16 protein-coding genes are annotated in these 17913 nt (G+C 54.2%); 14 read left to right on the top strand and 2 right to left on the bottom strand.

What is annotated here, in order from left to right; genetic code table 11:
• Positions 1-21: 21 nt before the first annotated feature.
• The 10 genes from AC3B8H_RS01490 to traN all read left to right on the top strand — a co-directional run bounded on the left by AC3B8H_RS01490 (position 22) and on the right by traN (position 10305).
• Positions 22-846 carry a DsbC family protein gene (locus AC3B8H_RS01490; protein WP_488439853.1) on the top strand — a complete coding sequence of 275 codons (825 nt, stop codon included), beginning with the start codon at positions 22-24 and terminating at the stop codon, positions 844-846.
• Between the two features lie 5 nt (positions 847-851).
• Positions 852-1358 carry a TraV family lipoprotein gene (locus AC3B8H_RS01485; RefSeq protein ID WP_488439868.1) on the top strand — a complete coding sequence of 169 codons (507 nt, stop codon included), beginning with the start codon at positions 852-854 and terminating at the stop codon, positions 1356-1358.
• 128 nt (positions 1359-1486) lie between these two features.
• Positions 1487-1786: a TraA family conjugative transfer protein gene (traA, locus tag AC3B8H_RS01480; RefSeq protein ID WP_196436521.1), complete on the top strand. Its 300-nt coding sequence runs from the start codon at positions 1487-1489 to the stop codon at positions 1784-1786.
• A gap of 11 nt (positions 1787-1797) precedes the next feature.
• Positions 1798-2055 carry an RRXRR domain-containing protein gene (locus tag AC3B8H_RS01475; protein ID WP_488439852.1) on the top strand — a complete coding sequence of 86 codons (258 nt, stop codon included), beginning with the start codon at positions 1798-1800 and terminating at the stop codon, positions 2053-2055.
• Positions 2052-4466: a type IV secretion system protein TraC gene (gene traC / locus AC3B8H_RS01470; protein WP_488439851.1), complete on the top strand. Its 2415-nt coding sequence runs from the start codon at positions 2052-2054 to the stop codon at positions 4464-4466. The genes AC3B8H_RS01475 and traC overlap by 4 nt, the downstream gene beginning before the upstream one ends.
• On the top strand, positions 4456-4773 hold the full coding sequence (locus AC3B8H_RS01465) for a hypothetical protein (RefSeq protein ID WP_488439850.1): 318 nt from the start codon (positions 4456-4458) through the stop codon (positions 4771-4773). Before traC ends, AC3B8H_RS01465 begins: the two co-directional genes overlap by 11 nt.
• 4 nt (positions 4774-4777) lie before the next feature.
• Positions 4778-5296, top strand: a complete 519-nt coding sequence (gene lepB / locus AC3B8H_RS01460) for a signal peptidase I (RefSeq protein ID WP_488439849.1) — start codon at positions 4778-4780, stop codon at positions 5294-5296.
• A gap of 55 nt (positions 5297-5351) precedes the next feature.
• A complete protein-coding gene (locus tag AC3B8H_RS01455) occupies positions 5352-6485 on the top strand; it encodes a TrbC family F-type conjugative pilus assembly protein (RefSeq protein ID WP_488439848.1) in 1134 nt (377 codons plus the stop codon).
• A 23-nt stretch (positions 6486-6508) separates the two neighbouring features.
• Positions 6509-7522, top strand: a complete 1014-nt coding sequence (locus tag AC3B8H_RS01450) for a TraU family protein (protein WP_488439867.1) — start codon at positions 6509-6511, stop codon at positions 7520-7522.
• Positions 7489-10305, top strand: a complete 2817-nt coding sequence (gene traN, locus AC3B8H_RS01445; protein WP_488439847.1) for a conjugal transfer mating pair stabilization protein TraN — start codon at positions 7489-7491, stop codon at positions 10303-10305. Before AC3B8H_RS01450 ends, traN begins: the two co-directional genes overlap by 34 nt.
• Before the next feature lie 17 nt (positions 10306-10322).
• Here the strand turns inward: traN and AC3B8H_RS01440 are convergent, their stop codons facing one another.
• The gene (locus tag AC3B8H_RS01440) at positions 10323-10595 is read right to left on the bottom strand and encodes an HU family DNA-binding protein (RefSeq protein ID WP_488439846.1); all 273 of its coding nucleotides are present in this window, start codon (positions 10593-10595) and stop codon (positions 10323-10325) included.
• Positions 10596-10806: 211 nt separating this feature from the next.
• On the opposite strand from AC3B8H_RS01440, the gene hsdR reads away from it, so the two are divergent.
• The 4 genes from hsdR to AC3B8H_RS01420 are packed head-to-tail and all read left to right on the top strand — an operon-like array spanning position 10807 to position 17398.
• The gene (hsdR, locus tag AC3B8H_RS01435) at positions 10807-13236 is read left to right on the top strand and encodes an EcoAI/FtnUII family type I restriction enzme subunit R (RefSeq protein ID WP_488439845.1); all 2430 of its coding nucleotides are present in this window, start codon (positions 10807-10809) and stop codon (positions 13234-13236) included.
• A 15-nt stretch (positions 13237-13251) separates the two neighbouring features.
• Complete coding sequence (locus tag AC3B8H_RS01430; protein WP_488439844.1) at positions 13252-15030, top strand: class I SAM-dependent DNA methyltransferase; 1779 nt, start codon at positions 13252-13254, stop codon at positions 15028-15030.
• On the top strand, positions 15027-16238 hold the full coding sequence (locus AC3B8H_RS01425) for a PDDEXK nuclease domain-containing protein (protein WP_488439843.1): 1212 nt from the start codon (positions 15027-15029) through the stop codon (positions 16236-16238). The genes AC3B8H_RS01430 and AC3B8H_RS01425 overlap by 4 nt, the downstream gene beginning before the upstream one ends.
• Positions 16235-17398, top strand: coding sequence for a restriction endonuclease subunit S domain-containing protein (locus AC3B8H_RS01420; RefSeq protein WP_488439842.1), 1164 nt, complete (start codon positions 16235-16237; stop codon positions 17396-17398). Before AC3B8H_RS01425 ends, AC3B8H_RS01420 begins: the two co-directional genes overlap by 4 nt.
• A 68-nt stretch (positions 17399-17466) precedes the next feature.
• On the opposite strand, the gene AC3B8H_RS01415 is transcribed toward AC3B8H_RS01420, so the two are convergent.
• Positions 17467-17913, bottom strand: a 447-nt coding sequence (locus AC3B8H_RS01415) for a hypothetical protein (RefSeq protein ID WP_488439841.1), incomplete at its 5' end; no start/stop codon positions are given.

Raw genomic sequence — 17913 nt, 5'->3', positions numbered from 1 at the left:
AACTAAAACCCAAAGGTCGTTATGACGCTACGCCACATACCTTTATTACTGGTCTCGCTACTCAGCACATCGATTGCGCTGGCCGCTAATCCGCCAAAACCAGCGGTTTCGGATATTGCCGCAGGCCTGTTGTCGATCAAAATCGACGGCATGCAAGACTTGCCGATCTCGGGCCTCAAGATGGTCAAGTCCGGCGAGCAAACCGTGTTTATATCCAGTAACGGCCGCTTTGCCTTCTACGGCGGCAAATTGATGGACATCTGGACTCAACAGGAGATCAAGGAATTGGCGGATATCGACAAAATCGCCAACCGCATCGACCTGTCGCGGATGAAACTCAAGGCCGACGATCTCGGCGCGCTTACGGTCGGCCACGGTAAAGGCCAAGTCCTGGTGTTCATCGATCCGCGCTGCCCGTACTGCGGCAAGGTCATGAAAGACCTGCAAGCCTTGCAAGACCAGTACACCTTCAAACTGGTGATGGTGCCGATCCTGGGCCCTGAATCGCAAGACCTCGTCGTGCAACTGGCGTGTCAGTTGGGCTCCAGCGATACCAAAGCCAAAGACGCGGTGCGCGACCGCCTGTTGAAACAGGATTACGCCGGATTACCAGCCGAGCCACCCGGCCAGTGCAACAAAGAGCCGCTGCAAAAGGCCGTAGTCACCGCAAAGCTGTTCGATTTGAAGGGCGTGCCGTTTCTGATCGCTCCAGATGGCCGTACCCATAGCGGCGCACCTGAGGTGTTAGCCGATTGGTTGGCCGACAAACCAAAGCCGTCACCGAGTCTGGCAACGACACCTGCTACCAACGCTCAAAACACCAACGCGCCGGAGAATCAGCCTTGAAACCCATGTCCCCCAACTCCCTGATTTCCGTCGGACTGTTGCTGATGGTGTTAACCACAGGCTGCGCCACCACCGAATACGGCTGCAAAGGCATGCCGGATGAACCCAGCTGTCTGTCGACGACGCAGGCCTATCAAGTCACCAATACGGCGATAAAGGAAGCACCTTCGGAGAACATCCAGAGTACGGACTCAACCTCATCAACGGCAATCGCACCGCCGTTACAACAACCCGTGCCCAAGATCGACGATCCCACGCCGATACGCACACCCTCACAGGTCATGCGCATCTGGATTGCGCCTTGGGAAGATGCAGACGGCGATTTGATGGTGTCCAACTACGTCTACACCGAACTGGAACCCAGGCGTTGGATGATCGGCAAAGCTGTTCCAACCGTCGGTTCGTCGTTGATTCCTTTACAAGTCGAGCAACGCCCGCCGGAGAAACGATCCAGCGTCGATACCACTGATGACGAGAGTCCAGTGAATCGATTAGGCAAACAATTGCCCTGAACCTTAATTCCTATTAACCGCAGGTCCCACACCCCCTGCGAGACTGAGCGGGCAACCGCTTAAACCCTGCCGGACTGAGCGTCCGAGATTCGACGGGCAACCGTCATTTAACCTAAGAGGACATTTTGATGAAAACATCCTATCGAACCGGGGTCTTGGTCACTCTGGCATCGTTATTTTTTATGTTGATGGCCAATGACGCCATGGCCGGTACCGGCGGTACCGAGTTCAACACCGTCTGGACCTTGCTGACCGGCTGGGTGGAAGGCTTGCTCGGCCGCATTATCGCCATCGTGTTCGTTATCGTCGGCCTGGTCGCCGGTGTCGTGCGCGGCAGCATCATGGGCTTTGTGCTGGGGATTGCCAGTGGTGTCGGCCTATTTGCGGCACCGACCATTATCACCAACATCGTGACCGCCACGATTTAGACCTCACCACGATGACCGGTTCAACACTTGATACCGAGACTGCGGCGGGCAACCGCCGCCCTAGCTCGTTGGCGAAGGATAAGCGGACCGTTAGGGTTCAAGACGCCAATGGCCAGCCGATCAACCCCTGCCATCCGGCTAGGGCCAGACAATTGAAACGCCAAAAGCGTGCGGTTCGGGTTTGTCGGCATCCCTTCACGATTCGCTTACATCCGGAATGTCCAACCTCAGCCTTGCAGCAACTTTATGAAGAGGATAAAGCACTATGACCTCATCGCAACGCCCTCGTGCCGATCAGTTATTCACGGTACTGGCTTATGAGTACGACCATCATCTGTTTTTGATGGCTGATAGCAGCATTGGCTTTGGTTTTTTGTGCCGACCGATGACCGGCGCCGATGCCAGCGTCTCCGCGCGCGTCAATGTTCTGTTGAATCAGGACTGGCCGCCCGACACGCTATTACAAGTATCACTGTGGACCTCACCGGACATTGAGGAATCGCTGGCGATCATGCAAACCCGGCGTCTGAAACAGCAAAAGTCGACTTATAAGACCATGACCCTGGCCAGTATCGAGTTCTTGCGGCAAGGCACCACCAAACCGCCCGAAGCGATTTCGGGGGCACGCCTGCGGCGCAGCCATATTCTGATCACGGTCAAATTGCCGATGGCATCCCCCCGACCGGGCGAAACCGACATCCGTCGTGCCAGTGAATTGCAAATGGCCACCCAGCAATCGCTGTCGACCATCGGCCTGTATCCGGAACTATTGGGTGCCGATCAGTATGTGCGGCTTCTGAACACGATTCTCAACTGGCAGCCCGATGCCGGCTGGAAAGACCGGGTGGTACCCGAGTGCGATCCGACCCAACTGATCCGAGATCAATTGCTGGATTACGACAATGCGCTCGAACTCGATGAAAAAGGTCTATGGCTGGGACATAAGCGCGTCAAGACCTTATCGGCCAAACGCACCCCAGATCATTTTTATTTCGGCAGCGCCAAAAGTTACTTGGGCGATATTCTCTCAGGCACGCGTGGCATTCGCCAGAATACTTTGCTCAGTCTGACCTTGCATTACCCGGATGCCGAATCGACTCGCACTCGCCAGGAAGGTGTGCGGCAATTCATCACCAACCAGGTCAATACACCGATTGCCCGGTTTTTGCCGGTGCTGGTACAACGCAAACATCATTTCGATGTGTTGTTCGATGCCTACCGCGACGGCGACCGGCCAATTCGGGCCTATTTCGGCGTGTTGCTGTTTTGCGACGAAGCCGAAGAAGCAGCGGCGGTATCCAATGCGCGGGTGTATTTTCGAGAGCTGGGTTTTCAACTCTTGGAAGACAAATACTTCTGCCTGCCGTTTTTCTTGAACTGTTTGCCGTTTGGGTCGGAACGCTCGGCGATTGCCGATTTGAAACGGTATCGTACCTTGGCCACCCGCCATGCAATTCCGTTGTTACCGCTATTCGGCGATTGGGCGGGTACCGGCACGCCGACCTTGAATTTCGTCTCCCGTAACGGCGAACACATGGCCGTGTCGCTGTTCGATACCACTGGCAATTACAACCTCTGCATCGCCGCCGAATCCGGTAAGGGCAAATCCTTCCTGACCAACGAAATCATCGTTAGCTACCTGACCGAAGGCGCGCAAATCTGGGCCATCGATGTCGGCCGCTCTTATGAAAACCTCTGCGAAGTACTGGAAGGCGATTTCGTCAAATTCACTCATGGTTCGAACATCTGCATGAACCCATTCGAGATCGTGCAAAACTTCGAGGAAGAAGCCGATATGTTAGCGGGGTTAGTCAGCCAAATGGCGGCGCCGACCGAGAAATTGACCGATTTCCAGACAGCTGGTCTGAAACGGATATTAAAGCAACTGTGGACCGAAAAAGCCCAAGCCATGTCGGTCGACGACATTGCCAAGCAACTCTGCGCCGAAACAGATCAACGCTTAAAAGATGTCGGCGAGCAGTTGTTTCCCTTTACCACACGAGGCGAATACGGCCGCTACTTCAATGGCAGCAATAACGCCAAATTTACCAATGACTTTACCGTGCTGGAACTGGAAGAACTCAAAGGCCGCAAACATCTGCAGCAGGTCGTGTTACTGCAACTGATCTACCAAATCCAGCAGGAAATGTATCTCGGCGAACGCAACCGGCCCAAGATCGTCATTATCGACGAAGCATGGGATCTGCTGACTGAAGGCGATGTCGCCAAGTTCATGGAACACGGCTACCGGCGATTTCGTAAATATGGCGGTGCTGCAGTGACCATCACCCAGTCGGTCAACGACTTATACCGCAATGCTGCAGGCCGGGCCATTGTAGAGAATTCGGCGAATATGTACCTATTGGGCCAGAAAGCCGAAGTTATCGAAGGCATGAAACAAGATCGCCGTTTGCCACTATCGGATGGCGGCTACGAACTGCTCAAAACCGTGCATACCTTGCCCGGCGCCTATTCCGAGATTTTCTTCATCACCGAAATGGGATCAGGCATCGGCCGGCTGATCGTCGACCCGTTCAAACGCATTCTGTTTTCCACCAAGCCCGAAGACGTCAACGCCTTGAAGCAGCTCCGCCGGCAAGGTTCTAGTCTGGGTGATGCCATTCAACAACTCATCGACAGTCGCAGCAGCAAACCCAGGGAGAGTGCTTATGGATCTTAAATCGCAATGGCTCAGCACTGTTTTAATCGCGGCCTGTCTGGGCTGCATTGGTGGTTGGTTGGCGGCACAACAGCAATTACAACAACCCTTGGCGCGCCTGAATCTGGTCACGCCGGTGTTCGTGCTCGATCGCGCCAAGTTGATTCAATCGATTCCGCCCAATGCAAACCAGGATCAAATGACCAAGATCGTCGAGGATTGGCAGGGTCAGGCCAAAAAGCTCAGTGATGCGGGTTATCTAGTGATCGATTCTACAGCAGTGGTGGCTGCACCAGAGGATGTCTATGTTAGACACGCCCGACGCTAAACGTATGAATAAACTACGGGCACATTCGCGACCGCGTTTGGGCCAGTTTCTGCTCAAGGCGGTACCGATCTTGTTACTGGTGTTAGCGGTGGAGCGCTATATCGGCCAACGCTTTCTGATCGGTGGCGACGACCAAGTCGATCGCTGTCTGCCGGATAAATGGGTGTACTTGATCGACACTCACAACAAAGACATCTGGCGCGGCGATTTGATTGCATTCCGCGCCGAACGCATGGCACCATTTTTCAAAGACGGCCAGATCATCGTCAAAATCGCCGCCGGCGTCACCGGCGATTCCATTCACGTCGATCCGCAGCACACCACGATCAACGGTGAACGGGTTATCGATGGATTGCCTTTAACGGAGAAACTCAAAAGGCCTGCGACCCAATTCAAACGTCATGAAACCATTCCACCGGCTGCCTATTGGGTCACGGGGCAAACCGACAAAAGCTTCGATTCACGTTACTGGGGCTATGTCTACGACCATCAAGTGATTGGACGGGCCTATGCGTTGTTTTGATCGTCCACAAAATCCTTGGCGGCAAGCGGCGGTCTGTTTGTTCTGTTGGGTCAGTGTGCAAGAAGTTCAGGCAGATGACGCTTGGTTGCAACGTTCACAGGCTATTTTTCAGTCCTTGGAAGGCCGGGCTCGTCCTGACTGGTTGAACGGTCAATCTGAACAGTTGGATGTGAAACGCCAAGCGCGACAAGTATTGGAAGCCTCGCAAGCAATACGGCCGAATGGGCTAATTATGGAATCGCAAAATCCACAGTCGACAATCACTTCAAGCAAGCCACTCACGCTATTTTTCGTCTCATTTTCACTGGGTGAGTCCGCACTGAAAGGTATCTTTGAAAATGCCGCAGGTCGAGATGATGTATTGCTGGTGTTTCGCGGCCCCAAACCGGGCCAAAAACTGCCGGCACTGATGGCTGACTTCAAACGTTTGCTGAAAGGTATTGATCCACTGCCCAACATCGTTATCGATCCCACCCGTTTTCAGCGCTGGTCGGTAACATCCGTGCCGGATATCGTCGTCGAACAGGAAGGGAAAGCCCGTTTACACGTTCGAGGTGTCAGCAGTTTGTCCTGGTTGGACGAGCGACTCAAAGCCGGCAAACAGGGTGATTTGGGAATGATGGGCGATGTTGCCAAGATTGTCGAAATCGACCTGCTCGAAGAGATCAAAGGCCGGATGGCTGCCATCGACTGGAAACAAAAGCAGCAACAGGCCATCGCTCAGTTCTGGCAGCAGCAAAAATTTGAAGTGTTGCCGGAGGCTCAGGCCGATCGCGACCGCATCGTAGATTTGACCATCACCGCCCCGCGCGATCTGACAGCGCCCAATGGACAGCTAATCATCCGAGCCGGACAGACCGTAAATCCGTTGGACAAGATGCCGTTTGGCTTATGCCTGCTGGTGTTCGATGCCACGGTGCCAGCTCAAGTCGAGCTGATTGAGCATCAGTCCTGCCTGGACAAACAGGCCCGCGTGATGTATTTGGCCACGTCGCTGCCGCGTCAGTCTGGGTGGGAAAGCTTGCAGCGTTTGGAAACCGCGCTGCAGGCACCGGTGTATTTACTGACGCCGGATGTGCGCAGCCGTTTTCAATTACAGCATGTGCCCGCTATCGTCGAACAATCCGGTAACCGTCTACTGGTTCGCGAACACAAGCTACCTGTTTCAACAACGGGAGCCAAATCATGAAGCGATTGCAGCGGACGGCCATCATGGCCTTGGGATTTTTATGGCTGTTGTTCTCCGGTGTAACAGCGGCCGACACCACGACGAACAGCGTTGACCCGTTGTGCTCGGACGCCGAACTGTGGTCCGGCAAACTGATTACTGATATTTGCTGGAGCTGTCTGTTTCCGATTCGAGCAGCCGGGGCGTCGCTGGGCGGTGGCACAGTACCGAGTATCGCCACCGACGAAAAATTCTGCTTCTGTACCGATCCGATGGGTATTCCCGAGCTGGGCATGACCATGGGCCTGTGGAATCCGGCGCGACTGATCGAGATCGTGCGCAATCCCTGGTGTTCGCCGGCGCTGGGCGGGCATAAGTTCAGTGCTTCAAATGTGCGTCTGATTGCCACCACCGGCAAGGCCGACTTCGACGCCAGCGAGATGTCTTTTTTCAATTACCACTATTTCGCGTTTCCGTTGACCATTTTGCTGGATCTGTTCTGGGATGGTCGCTGCAACAGTGACGGCTATCGGGATTTCGATCTGTTGTATGTCTCGGAATTGGATCCCACCTGGAACAACGACTTGCTGGCGTTTTTTACCAGTCCGGAAACGGCGTTGTTTGCCAATCCGGTGGCCATTTCAGCATGCGTCGCGGATGCCGCGGCGGCAGCCACCGGCAATCCATTAGACGCTTTGTTCTGGTGTGCCGGTGCCTGGGGGCATATGTATCCCTTATCCGGGATATCGCCGACCAGTTACGGCACCGACCCACGTATCACCAGTCTGTTAGCCACGCGGGCGACAGCCTCTTTGCACCGACGTGGGCTGGCCTGGAAAACCTCGGGTAACGATGCCTTATGCGGCGGAAATATCTATCCCTTCATCCCCAAATCGCAATACCGGTTGTCGATGTTTTACCCAGTCGCCGAAACCGACTCCAATCACGCCATTGGCGAAACCACCTTCAAGTGGGGTGCGGGCCGTACCTATCCGGGGCCGGGCGAAGATCATCTCTACCTGCTGTGGCGTTGGCAGGACTGCTGCGTGGGGTTGTGATGGGTACCAGGGATTTATTCGAACCGCAATGCCGGATTACGCAGACACTGTCTGCGATTTTGTGCGTGACCTTGGCCTGGACACCGTTTGGCGTTTCCTGGGCGGATGCGATTCAGGTCGCCGGGCGTGATGGCCAACAACTCGGTCAACAGATTATCGGCGGCTTTGCGTTTCCGCTCGATACCGGCAACGGTACGCTGACCTTGAATCCGGGAACGGCTCAAGAAAGCGCCATTTCAATCGGTACGCTGTTTCCGGATACCAATAGCACATCAACCACGACTAGCGATTTTGCCAATCTTTATGGCAACAACCCCGGCCTGCTAGCGGCGGGTTTGGATGCACAGACCGCCCTGAACGGCGAAACCAGCTTCACCGGCGAAGCCTATCGCACTTTGATCGACAACGCTCATCAGTCGCATCCTGACTTACAAGCCGATCCGATCTGGCAAAACGGCGACCAGGTATTCAGCAATTTCACGCCCTGGGCACAGTCGTTTTCGGACTGCACGACCATCACAACCCAAACCGACACCCTGCAATCGGTGCGGGTGCCGGATTATCAGCTTTGCCTCCGGCAACCGACGGTACCACAAAGCTGCACGGCAACGCATCAGGTCAACGTCGAACCGTTACTCAGTTTTGTATCCGGTGACGGTGGCATGTCTAGTTGCGGTCCTGGCTGCATGGATTTGTATGTTGGCAGGGTCGGCGACAACTATTGGTCAGCCAGATGCGCGGTGTTTACCTGGCAAGTGACCTATAACGTATTGCATCCGGAAGCGATAGTCAGTGCTACGCTGGAGGACGTGGAATTCGACGACCATGCGCGAGTGTATTACGGCGACAACCTGATTTATACCGGTTCCACCGGCTGGGGCGGCTCATGCGAACTCAGAAATAGTTGGGTCGACCATCCCAATCGCGACGTCACCTATGCCTTCAACACTACGGGCAACAAAGTCTTCAAACAGGAAACCATGGTTGGTGGTAATGGTGAAGGTTATTCCAGGATTCGGCTCCGCTATGATTTGTCGAAACTGATCACCCAGGACCAATGGAGCTGGGGTGGTCCAAATTGCCAAAACTTAGCCAATGCGATTACTGACGGCATTTGCCAGGCCGGCAGCCAATTGAGCTGCACGAATGATCCTGCCAACGCTTCGGGTTGTTACGTCGACCCGACTTCGCAGGTGATGGTCTGCGGCTCGGATTTGGCGCAAGCACCAGTAGCCAGTTCGACGGGGATCCGTAATACCTGTATGAATATCCAGGCCACCGGGAACTGCGATCTGAATCAGTACGGCCAATGCTGGACCGACACAGCTGGCACCCATTGCTTGGAGCCACCGGCCAATGGTACGCCCACGAAGAGTTGTTCGACTTTGGAGACGCAAGGCTGCTCGTTCATCAAAAGCCAATGTACCAGTGTGTTAGCATCCGGCACCTGCTGGGACAGCGTCGATACTTATGATTGCGGGCAAACGGTGGGTATTCCCAGCATTCAAAGCAATACCCAACAGCAATGCGCCGGGCCGATACGCTGCATGGGCGAAGACTGTATCAGCGTGAATCGGACCCAGAGCCAGGATTTCAGCAAGGCGGTCGCCTTACTTAACAGCGCCCAGCAAATGGCGATGGACTTGCATTGTGACTACGCCAATGCCAATCTCCAGCAAAAGGATCCGACCACTTGCCAGGTATTTCAGGGTAAACCGGCCAGTTGCAAAATGGTCGGTGGCGCACTCAGCTTGGTCGATTGCTGCGAAACGCCCTCGGGCGCGATGGGCTTAGGCAGGTATATTGATTTGCTGATCGCCACTAGTCAGATGGATAGCGCAGTGATGGCCATGGACAGCACCTCGGCGATTCGAGGCGCCTGGGAAACTATGCGCACCCCTTTCACCTTAGCCGGCGATGCCTGGAACAGTTTTCAGGCGGATTTTGCCTCGACGGTGAATGACTTAGTCGGCACCGACATGCTCAGTACCAGCGACATTGCTTCGCAAGGTTTACTGGATTCACTGAAGGGCGAATTAATGAAGTCGGTAGCGGAATGGATTGGCCAGACCTTTGGTGAAGCCGCCGGTAATGCCTTGTTCAGCGCCGGTGGCCAGGCAGCTTTCGATGCGGCGGGCAATCTCACACCTGCCGCGCAATCCGGTGGTGTGCAATTAGGCGGCGGTGCGGCAGTGGCAGGACAACTGCTCAGCACCTTGATGACAGCTTATACCGTGGTGATGATCATCATCATGATCATCCAGATCGTCTATTCCTGCGAGGAGCCGGAGTACGAGCTTGCCGCCAAGAAACAGTTGAAAGTCTGCACGGATCTGGGCACCTATTGCGAAAGCAAGGTGGCTGGGGTGTGCTGGGTACGCAAGGAAAGTTACTGCTGCTACAACTCACCGCTAGCGCGCATTCTCAACGAACAAATCAAACCGCAGTTGGGCATGGACTTTGGTACGCCTGAAAGTCCAACTTGTACCGGGATTAAAGTCGCAGATCTGGACCGCGTGGACTGGACTCGGGTCAATTTGGACGAATGGTTGGCGATTCTAGCTCAGACCGGGCATTTGCCGAGTGCCGCCAATGCTGCGTCCATGCTGAATTTGGATCAACTCACCGGAACCGGCAGCCGGCTCAATCCGCAGAAATACGGCGCAGCCTCCAGCGGCCGTCAGGACACTTTAACCCGCACTCAAGGCCGAATGACCGATCTGAATGTGCCTACGGTCAAACGCCAGTCGGAACTGGAAGGCTGGGGAATGGGGCCGCAATGAGCGGCCTAAACTAAACCTCACTGAACCGCGTCTTTCAGACCTTTGCCGGCTTTAAAGGATGGTAATTTGGCGGCGGCAATGGTAATCGTTTCGCCGGTTTGTGGATTGCGGCCAGAGCGCTCTGCACGTTCTTTCACTTCAAAGGTGCCAAAGCCCACGAACGCTACGGAATCGCCTGCTTTTAATGCCGCTTGAATGGAATGGGTAATACCATCCAATGCGCGGCCGGCATCGGCTTTGGTCAGGTTGGCGTGGCTGGCAATGGCGTCGACGAGGTCGGATTTGTTCATGTATGTTATTTCCTGTTTATATTAAAGCGGTTAAATTGCGATTTTGTTAGTGCCCGTGACTTAGGTTACACAGGGCAATTGTAGCCAGAAAGCTTGATTACTACTTCCAGGATAGCGAATACTTATTAGTTCAGCCGCTTAGCTGCTAATATTCCGGTATTTGACCTATACCCCATCATAACCGTTAGGCATTTAATCGGGAAACAGCTAAATGGACAGGGACAACAAACGCGATACGATCATGACCGAGGCGGATACCAGTCGCGAATTTGTTACCCCAAAATTGGTTCAAGCTGGCTGGTCAATCTCACCCCATTCAATCGGCGAACAACGCAGTTTCACCAATGGCCGTATCTTTGTCACCGGCGGCAAAGTGCGCCGCAGTCAACAAAAACGTGCCGATTATCTGCTGTACTACCGGCGTGATTTCCCGCTGGCCGTCGTCGAAGTCAAAAGCATCAACTTCCCCGCTGAAACCGGCGTCCAGCAAGCCCGCGAATATGCCGAAATCCTAGGGCTGAAATTTGCTTACGCCTCCAACGGTCGGCACATTATCGAGATCGATTACACAACCGGCACCGAAAAGCTAATCGCCCACTATCCAAGTCCTGCTGAACTCTGGCAACGTTTAAGTACTTCAGCGTCATTATCCGAATCGGCCGGCAATCACTTATTGGAACCCTTTAACCTGGTATCCGGCAAAACGCCTCGTTACTACCAGGTCATTGCCATCAACCGTATTATCGAAGCGATTTTACTCGGACAAAAGCGCATCCTGACTACCATGGCTACCGGCACGGGTAAAACCTGCGTGGCGTTTCAATTGTGTTGGAAGTTGTGGAACAGCCGCTGGAATAGAACCGGCGAATATCGACGACCCAAAATTCTGTTTCTCGCCGACCGCAACATTCTGATCGACGATCCGATGGCCAAGATGTTTGCACCGTTCGGCGATGCCCGTTTCAAAATCTCCGGCAACGATGTCAGCCAGGGTCGGGAAATGTATTTCGGCATCTATCAGGCACTGACCAATCCAGCCAGCGACGTATTTCGCCAATACCGGCCGGATTTTTTCGACTTGATCATCATCGACGAATGCCATCGTGGCTCCAGCCGCAACGACAGCAGTTGGCGGGCCGTGCTGGATTATTTCCAACCAGCGGTTCAGGTCGGTATGACCGCCACACCGTTACGCGAAGACTCGCGTGATACTTATCAGTACTTCGGCAATCCGGTCTACACCTACAGTCTGCGTCAAGGCATTGAAGACGGCTTTCTGGCACCTTACCGCGTGCATCGCGTGATTACCACTGTCGATGCCGCCGGCTGGCGACCTTCCAAAGATGAGCTTGACCGCTACGGCAGACCGGTACCGGACGATGAATATCAAACCAAGGATTTCGAACGCGTGATTGCCTTGCGGGCGCGCACCCGTGCCATGGCCAAACATCTGACGGACTTTTTGAAAGGTACCGACCGTTTCGCCAAAACTTTGGTATTTTGCGTCGATCAGGAACACGCCTCGGAAGTGCGCCAGGAATTGCTCAACCTCAATAGCGATTTGGTCAAGCAATATCCCGATTACGTCTGCCGGGTTACCGCCGACGAAGGCGCCATTGGCCTGACGCATCTTGCGCATTTCCAAGACGTGGACAAACCCACGCCCGCCATTCTGACTACCTCGCAACTCCTCACCACCGGCGTCGATGCCGAAATGGTGAAAAACGTGGTTTTAGCCCGCGTGGTCGGTTCGCGCTCGGAATTCAAACAAATCGTCGGCCGCGGCACGCGCCTGAAGGTCGATTACGGCAAGGAATATTTCAACATCATCGATTTCACCGGCACCGCAACCCGGCATTTCGCTGATCCGGACTTTGACGGCGATCCGGCGCGTATTGAAGAAATCACGATTGATGAAGAAGGCGAAATTGTCGATACCTTAGTCGAGATCATCGAGGACGAAGTCCAGGAAACACCGGGCGAATACCAAGCGGACGATGGCAACCCTGACGTTGACAATCCTTCCGATGGAGAAGGTGAAATCATCACCGATCCGCCAGTCGAACCGCGTAAATTCTATGTCGATGGCGGTACGGTCGAAGTCATCGGTCATCTGGTCTACGATCTGGATACCGACGGCAAGAAACTGCAAGTCGTGCGCTACACCGAATATTCCGGCCGCGCGGTGCGTTCGATGTATCCCGGTAGCCAGGAATTTCAGCGCGACTGGGCCAACCCGGATACCCGTAGCGACTTGCTGCGCGAACTCACCGAACGCGGCATCAGCTTTGAAGAACTCGCTTCATCGTCCGACGTGCCGGATGCCGACCCATTCGATCTGCTTTGCCATTTGGCGTGGAATGCGCCTTTGTTGACCCGCCGACAACGCGCCGAGCAAGCCCGTAAATCGGCACAAAATCTATTCAGTCAGCACAGCGATACGGCCCGCGAAATCCTCACGCTGATGCTGGATAAATACATCGAGCGCGGCATCAGCCAATTCAACGCCTTATCCGAATTGATGAAAGTCCAGCCATTCGAACAATACGGTACCCCCACGGAAATCGCGAACCGCCATTTCGGCGGCATTCAGGGCCTGAAAGCGGCTGTGTCGCAATTACAGTCCGCCCTCTACCAATAATCATTACAATTTTGCATGGCCAAACCTAAAAAAACCAAACCCGTATTAACTACTGCACAACAACTTTCCGCATTGATCAAATCGGCGCGCGACATCCTGCGTAAAGACAAAGGCTTGAACGGCGACGTCGACCGCTTGCCGCTGCTCACCTGGGTGATGTTTCTGAAATTTCTCGACGATCTGGAGCTCCTCCACGAACAGGAAGCCGAACTTGACGGCAAGCGCTATCAGTCCATCGTCGAATCGCCTTATCGCTGGCGGGATTGGGCGGCGCGGGAAGACGGCGTCACCGGCGAGGAATTATTGTCCTTCATCAACCAGGATGAAACCATCCGGCCCGACGGCCAACGCGGCAAAGGTTTATTTGCCTATCTGCGCGGCTTGGCTGGCGAAGGCGAAAAAGGCAGTCAGCGCGAAGTCATCGCCAACGTGTTCAAAGGCGTGCAAAACCGCATGGTCAGCGGTTTTTTGTTGCGCGACATCATCAACAAGATCAACGGCATTCATTTCAACAGCAGCGAAGAGATTCACACCCTGTCGCATCTGTATGAATCCATGCTGCGGGAAATGCGCGATGCGGCCGGCGATTCCGGCGAGTTTTATACCCCGCGCCCGGTAGTCCGCTTCATGGTGCAGGTCACCGACCCCAAACTCGGCGAAACCGTACTCGATCCGGCCTGCGGTACCGGCGGGTTTCTGGTGGAATCCTACGACCATTTACTGAAACAAGTAGTTACCCCTGAGGATCGCCGTAAACTCCAGCGGGAAAGCCTGTTCGGCCAAGAAGCCAAGCCCCTGCCCTACATGCTGGTGCAGATGAACTTACTGCTACACGGTTTGGAAGCCCCGCAGATCGGTTACGGCAATACTCTGGAACGTCGCGTCACTGAAATCGGCCATAGCGAACGCGTCGATGTGATTTTGACCAATCCACCGTTCGGCGGCGAGGAAGAAGCCGGTATCAAAGCCAATTTCCCGGCGAACATGCAGACCGCCGAAACCGCTTTGCTGTTCCTGCAATTCATCATGCGCAAATTACGCTACGCGGGCTTCGGCGCGGAACGTGGAGGTCGTGCCGCCGTGGTTGTGCCCAACGGCACCCTGTTCGGCGATGGCGTGTGCGCCACCATCAAGGAAGAACTGCTCAAGGAATTCAACCTGCATACCATCGTCCGTCTGCCGCAAGGCGTATTCGCACCGTACACAGACATTCCTGCCAACCTGCTATTTTTCGAGCGTGGCGGCCCCACCGAAACCATCTGGTATTACGAGCAGCCATTACCGGAAGGCCGCAAGAAATACAGCAAAACCGCACCGTTGCAATTCGAGGAATTGGAACCGGCCTTAAACTGGTGGCACAACCGCGAGGAAACCCCGCAGGCCTGGAAAGTCGATTTCGCTGCTAAACGCGCGGCCACCTTGGCTGCCGCCGAACCGCATTGGCAACGCGCCGAAAGCGAACGTGCCGCCGCGCTGGCCTTGGGCAAACAGATTCGCGAACTGGAACAAGCTGTATCTGCCGCCGGCAATGGCGACAAAGCCGTCTTGCAAACTCAGCTACGTGACCTGAAAGCCCAACAACAAGCCCACGAAGCCGCCGCCAAAGCCGCACAAATCGAAGGTGATGCGCTTTACTGGCCGATTTATAATCTCGATCAAAAGAATCCCCATGCCAAAGCTGGCCTGGAACACGCCGACCCCAAAGACCTGATCGCCAGCATGCGCAGCCACGAAACCGAAGTGATGCGTTTATTGGGCGAGATCGAAACCTTGGTACATGAGGTGGAACAATGAGCGAATCCAGCCATTTGCCCAGCGCTTACGGCGACATTCATACCGACATCGTCCATCTACTGGAAAACGCCCGCCGCGCCGCCGCGCGTAGCGTCAATGCCTTGATGACCGCCAGTTATTGGGAGATTGGCCGTCGCATTGTCGAATTCGAACAAGGTGGTGAAGATCGCGCCGCGTATGGCGAGGCGTTGATTCAGCGGTTGGCATTGGATTTGACCAATCGTTTTGGCCGTGGATTTAGCCGCCAAAATATCTGGCAAATGCGGGCGTTCTATCTGGCCTGGCCATTGGAGCAAATATGCCAGACACCGTCTGGCATATTTGCGCGAAATACGCAGACACTGTCTGCGCCATCTTTCACGGCATCAATTCTGCAGACATTGTCTGCAGAATCTTCCTCAACGCCAATGATCCAGACAGCGTCTGGACAATCACCAACCCTCACAACCTTGGCCGAAGCCTTCCAACTGCCCTGGTCGGCTTACGTGCGCCTGCTCTCGGTCAAAAAACCGGAAGCGCGCGGCTTCTACGAAACCGAAGCCCTGCGTTGCGGCTGGACGGTGCGGCAACTGGATCGGCAGATCAACAGCCAATTTTACGAGCGCACGGCTTTATCGAAAAACAAAGTCGCGATGTTGGCGCAAGCGGAACACGCCGAACCGGATGACGCCATCACCCCGGAACAAGCCATCAAGGATCCGTTCGTACTGGAATTTCTCAACCTGAAAGACCAATACTCGGAATCCGATCTCGAAGACGCGCTGATCCAGCATTTAGCCGATTTTCTGCTGGAATTGGGCGACGACTTTGCCTTTGTCGGCCGCCAGCGCCGCTTGCGGCTCGACGATACCTGGTTTCGCATCGACTTGCTGTTTTTCCATCGCCGTCTGAAATGTCTGGTGGTGATCGACCTTAAGGTAGGCAAGTTCAGCTATGCCGACGCCGGCCAGATGCATCTTTACCTGAATTATGCCCGCGAACACTGGATGAAGCCCGGCGAAAACCCGCCGGTGGGCCTGATACTCTGCGCCGCCAAAGGCGCGGCGGAAGCGCATTACGCCCTGGATAACCTGCCGAACAAGGTACTGGCCGCCGAATATCAAACCGTACTGCCGGATGAAAAGCTGTTGGCTGAGGAATTGGAGCGGTCGCGGATCGAATTGGAGGCGCGGCGATTGGTCGGTTCCAAAAATGAAGGTGAAGCATGAGTCGGTGGCCCAAAGTTAAATTAGGCGAGATTCTAAAACTTGATCTTCATAAGGAGCCAATCGATGTTTCAAAAGCTTATGAAATGGTCGGTGTCCTCAGTTTTGGTCGTGGCTTATTCAACCGGGAAACCATAGAAAACGGAAACACAAGCTACAAGTATTTCTTACGTTTATCCGCAGAACATATTGTCATGAGCCAGTTATTCGGCTGGGAAGGCGCATTAGCTCTCTGCTCCAATGATTTTGCGGGTTGTTATGTTTCACCGCAATTTCCAACGTTTATATGTGATCAATCGCGGTTAAACCGAGAATTTCTGGGTTGGGTCATGCGACAACCATGCTTTTGGGATGACCTTGGAAGCCGCGCCAAGGGCATGGGCGATAGGCGCAGAACCCTGAATCCTGATTCATTGTTTGAGTCCTATACTCCGCTACCTACGGTAGACGAACAGGAGAGCATCGTTGCCCGCCTAGATCAATTGGCGAACAAAGTGCGGCAAATCGATCAACATCTGGATGCCATCGACGCAGTTGCCGAGGCGCTATTAATCAGTCTGCATCATAAATTCGCGGCAGAGCGCGTGGTTCGCCTGGGCGACATCATCGAATTGTTTGAGGAATCCGTACCCATCAAACCTGACGGACAATACCCTCAAGTCGGCGTGCGCGGATTCGGCGGCGGACTGTTCGCCAAGCCAGCATTGGCGGGAACGGAAACCTCATACAGAGCCTTCAACCACTTGTATGCCGATGCCATCGTGCTTAGCCAGGTCAAAGGCTGGGAAGGCGCGCTGGCAGTCTGTCCGCCCGAATTGGCCGGCATGTTTGTCTCGCCGGAGTACCGGACGTTTCGTTGCAAACCTGATCTGGCAAGCCCTGCCTATCTGGGAGAACTGATCAGAACGCCCTGGTTTTGGTCACTGCTCCAAGCCGCAACCCGCGGCGTTGGCGCCCGCCGAGAACGTACCCGCCCAGAGCAGTTTTTGAACATCGAACTGCCCATGCCGGAATTAAATGAACAGCTAAAAATCGTTGAAATTCTGTCCCGTCAAAATGAACTGAAACAACGACACGCCAAAATCCGCGAAGCGAATCAGGCACTGATTCCAGCCACGCTGGAACGATTATTTTCATCCGAGGGCTGCCAACATGGCAGATAACTTCCTACAAATTCGCTATCTGAAGAGGATTTTCGATTAGCAACGGCGGTCGAGGAATAACGCTTTTACTATCTCGACCGTGAATAACTTGAGACGCTTTCATTCAGCATTTGATCATCATCAATCAGGATCAGAGTGAGAATTTCATTTTCGGCTGTCCGGACCGTTTGCTCGCGTATCTCATAGCGGGAAGCATCATATCTATCGAACCAGCTATCAGCATCGATTTTCCTTGGTGAAGCATCGTCGACGGCGTTACCAAATAAAACATCAAAAGCGAAACTGTCGGAATCCAGTTCATTTCGAGGAAACCACTTTTCAGGAACGCTTGGCGATCTTGCAAACCACTTCCGCCCCTGCATGCCGTGACAAACGAGCAAAGAAGGAGATATTTCTCCTTCTACTGCCCGGATAGCGGTTGCGGTCAAACTGGTATCGAACAGATCAGCCAATGAACGAATGGCCTGAAAATTAAATTTCTTGTGATTTTTTGCTAAAGGCTGGAAAAGGTATCG

The sequence above is a fragment of the Methylomonas sp. BG-2 genome (assembly GCF_057766305.1).
This window is presented reverse-complemented; position numbering and strand designations above follow the sequence as displayed.

Excerpts from the sequence above, each read along its gene's own strand:
- AC3B8H_RS01490 (WP_488439853.1), top strand. The coding sequence starts at position 22 with ATGACGCTACGCCACATACCTTTATTACTGGTCTCGCTACTCAGCACA.
- AC3B8H_RS01485 (WP_488439868.1), top strand. The coding sequence starts at position 852 with ATGTCCCCCAACTCCCTGATTTCCGTCGGACTGTTGCTGATGGTGTTA.
- traA (WP_196436521.1), top strand. The coding sequence starts at position 1,487 with ATGAAAACATCCTATCGAACCGGGGTCTTGGTCACTCTGGCATCGTTA.
- AC3B8H_RS01475 (WP_488439852.1), top strand. The coding sequence starts at position 1,798 with ATGACCGGTTCAACACTTGATACCGAGACTGCGGCGGGCAACCGCCGC.
- traC (WP_488439851.1), top strand. The coding sequence starts at position 2,052 with ATGACCTCATCGCAACGCCCTCGTGCCGATCAGTTATTCACGGTACTG.
- AC3B8H_RS01465 (WP_488439850.1), top strand. The coding sequence starts at position 4,456 with ATGGATCTTAAATCGCAATGGCTCAGCACTGTTTTAATCGCGGCCTGT.
- lepB (WP_488439849.1), top strand. The coding sequence starts at position 4,778 with ATGAATAAACTACGGGCACATTCGCGACCGCGTTTGGGCCAGTTTCTG.
- AC3B8H_RS01450 (WP_488439867.1), top strand. The coding sequence starts at position 6,509 with ATGGCCTTGGGATTTTTATGGCTGTTGTTCTCCGGTGTAACAGCGGCC.
- AC3B8H_RS01440 (WP_488439846.1), bottom strand. The coding sequence starts at position 10,595 with ATGAACAAATCCGACCTCGTCGACGCCATTGCCAGCCACGCCAACCTG.
- hsdR (WP_488439845.1), top strand. The coding sequence starts at position 10,807 with ATGGACAGGGACAACAAACGCGATACGATCATGACCGAGGCGGATACC.
- AC3B8H_RS01430 (WP_488439844.1), top strand. The coding sequence starts at position 13,252 with ATGGCCAAACCTAAAAAAACCAAACCCGTATTAACTACTGCACAACAA.
- AC3B8H_RS01425 (WP_488439843.1), top strand. The coding sequence starts at position 15,027 with ATGAGCGAATCCAGCCATTTGCCCAGCGCTTACGGCGACATTCATACC.
- AC3B8H_RS01420 (WP_488439842.1), top strand. The coding sequence starts at position 16,235 with ATGAGTCGGTGGCCCAAAGTTAAATTAGGCGAGATTCTAAAACTTGAT.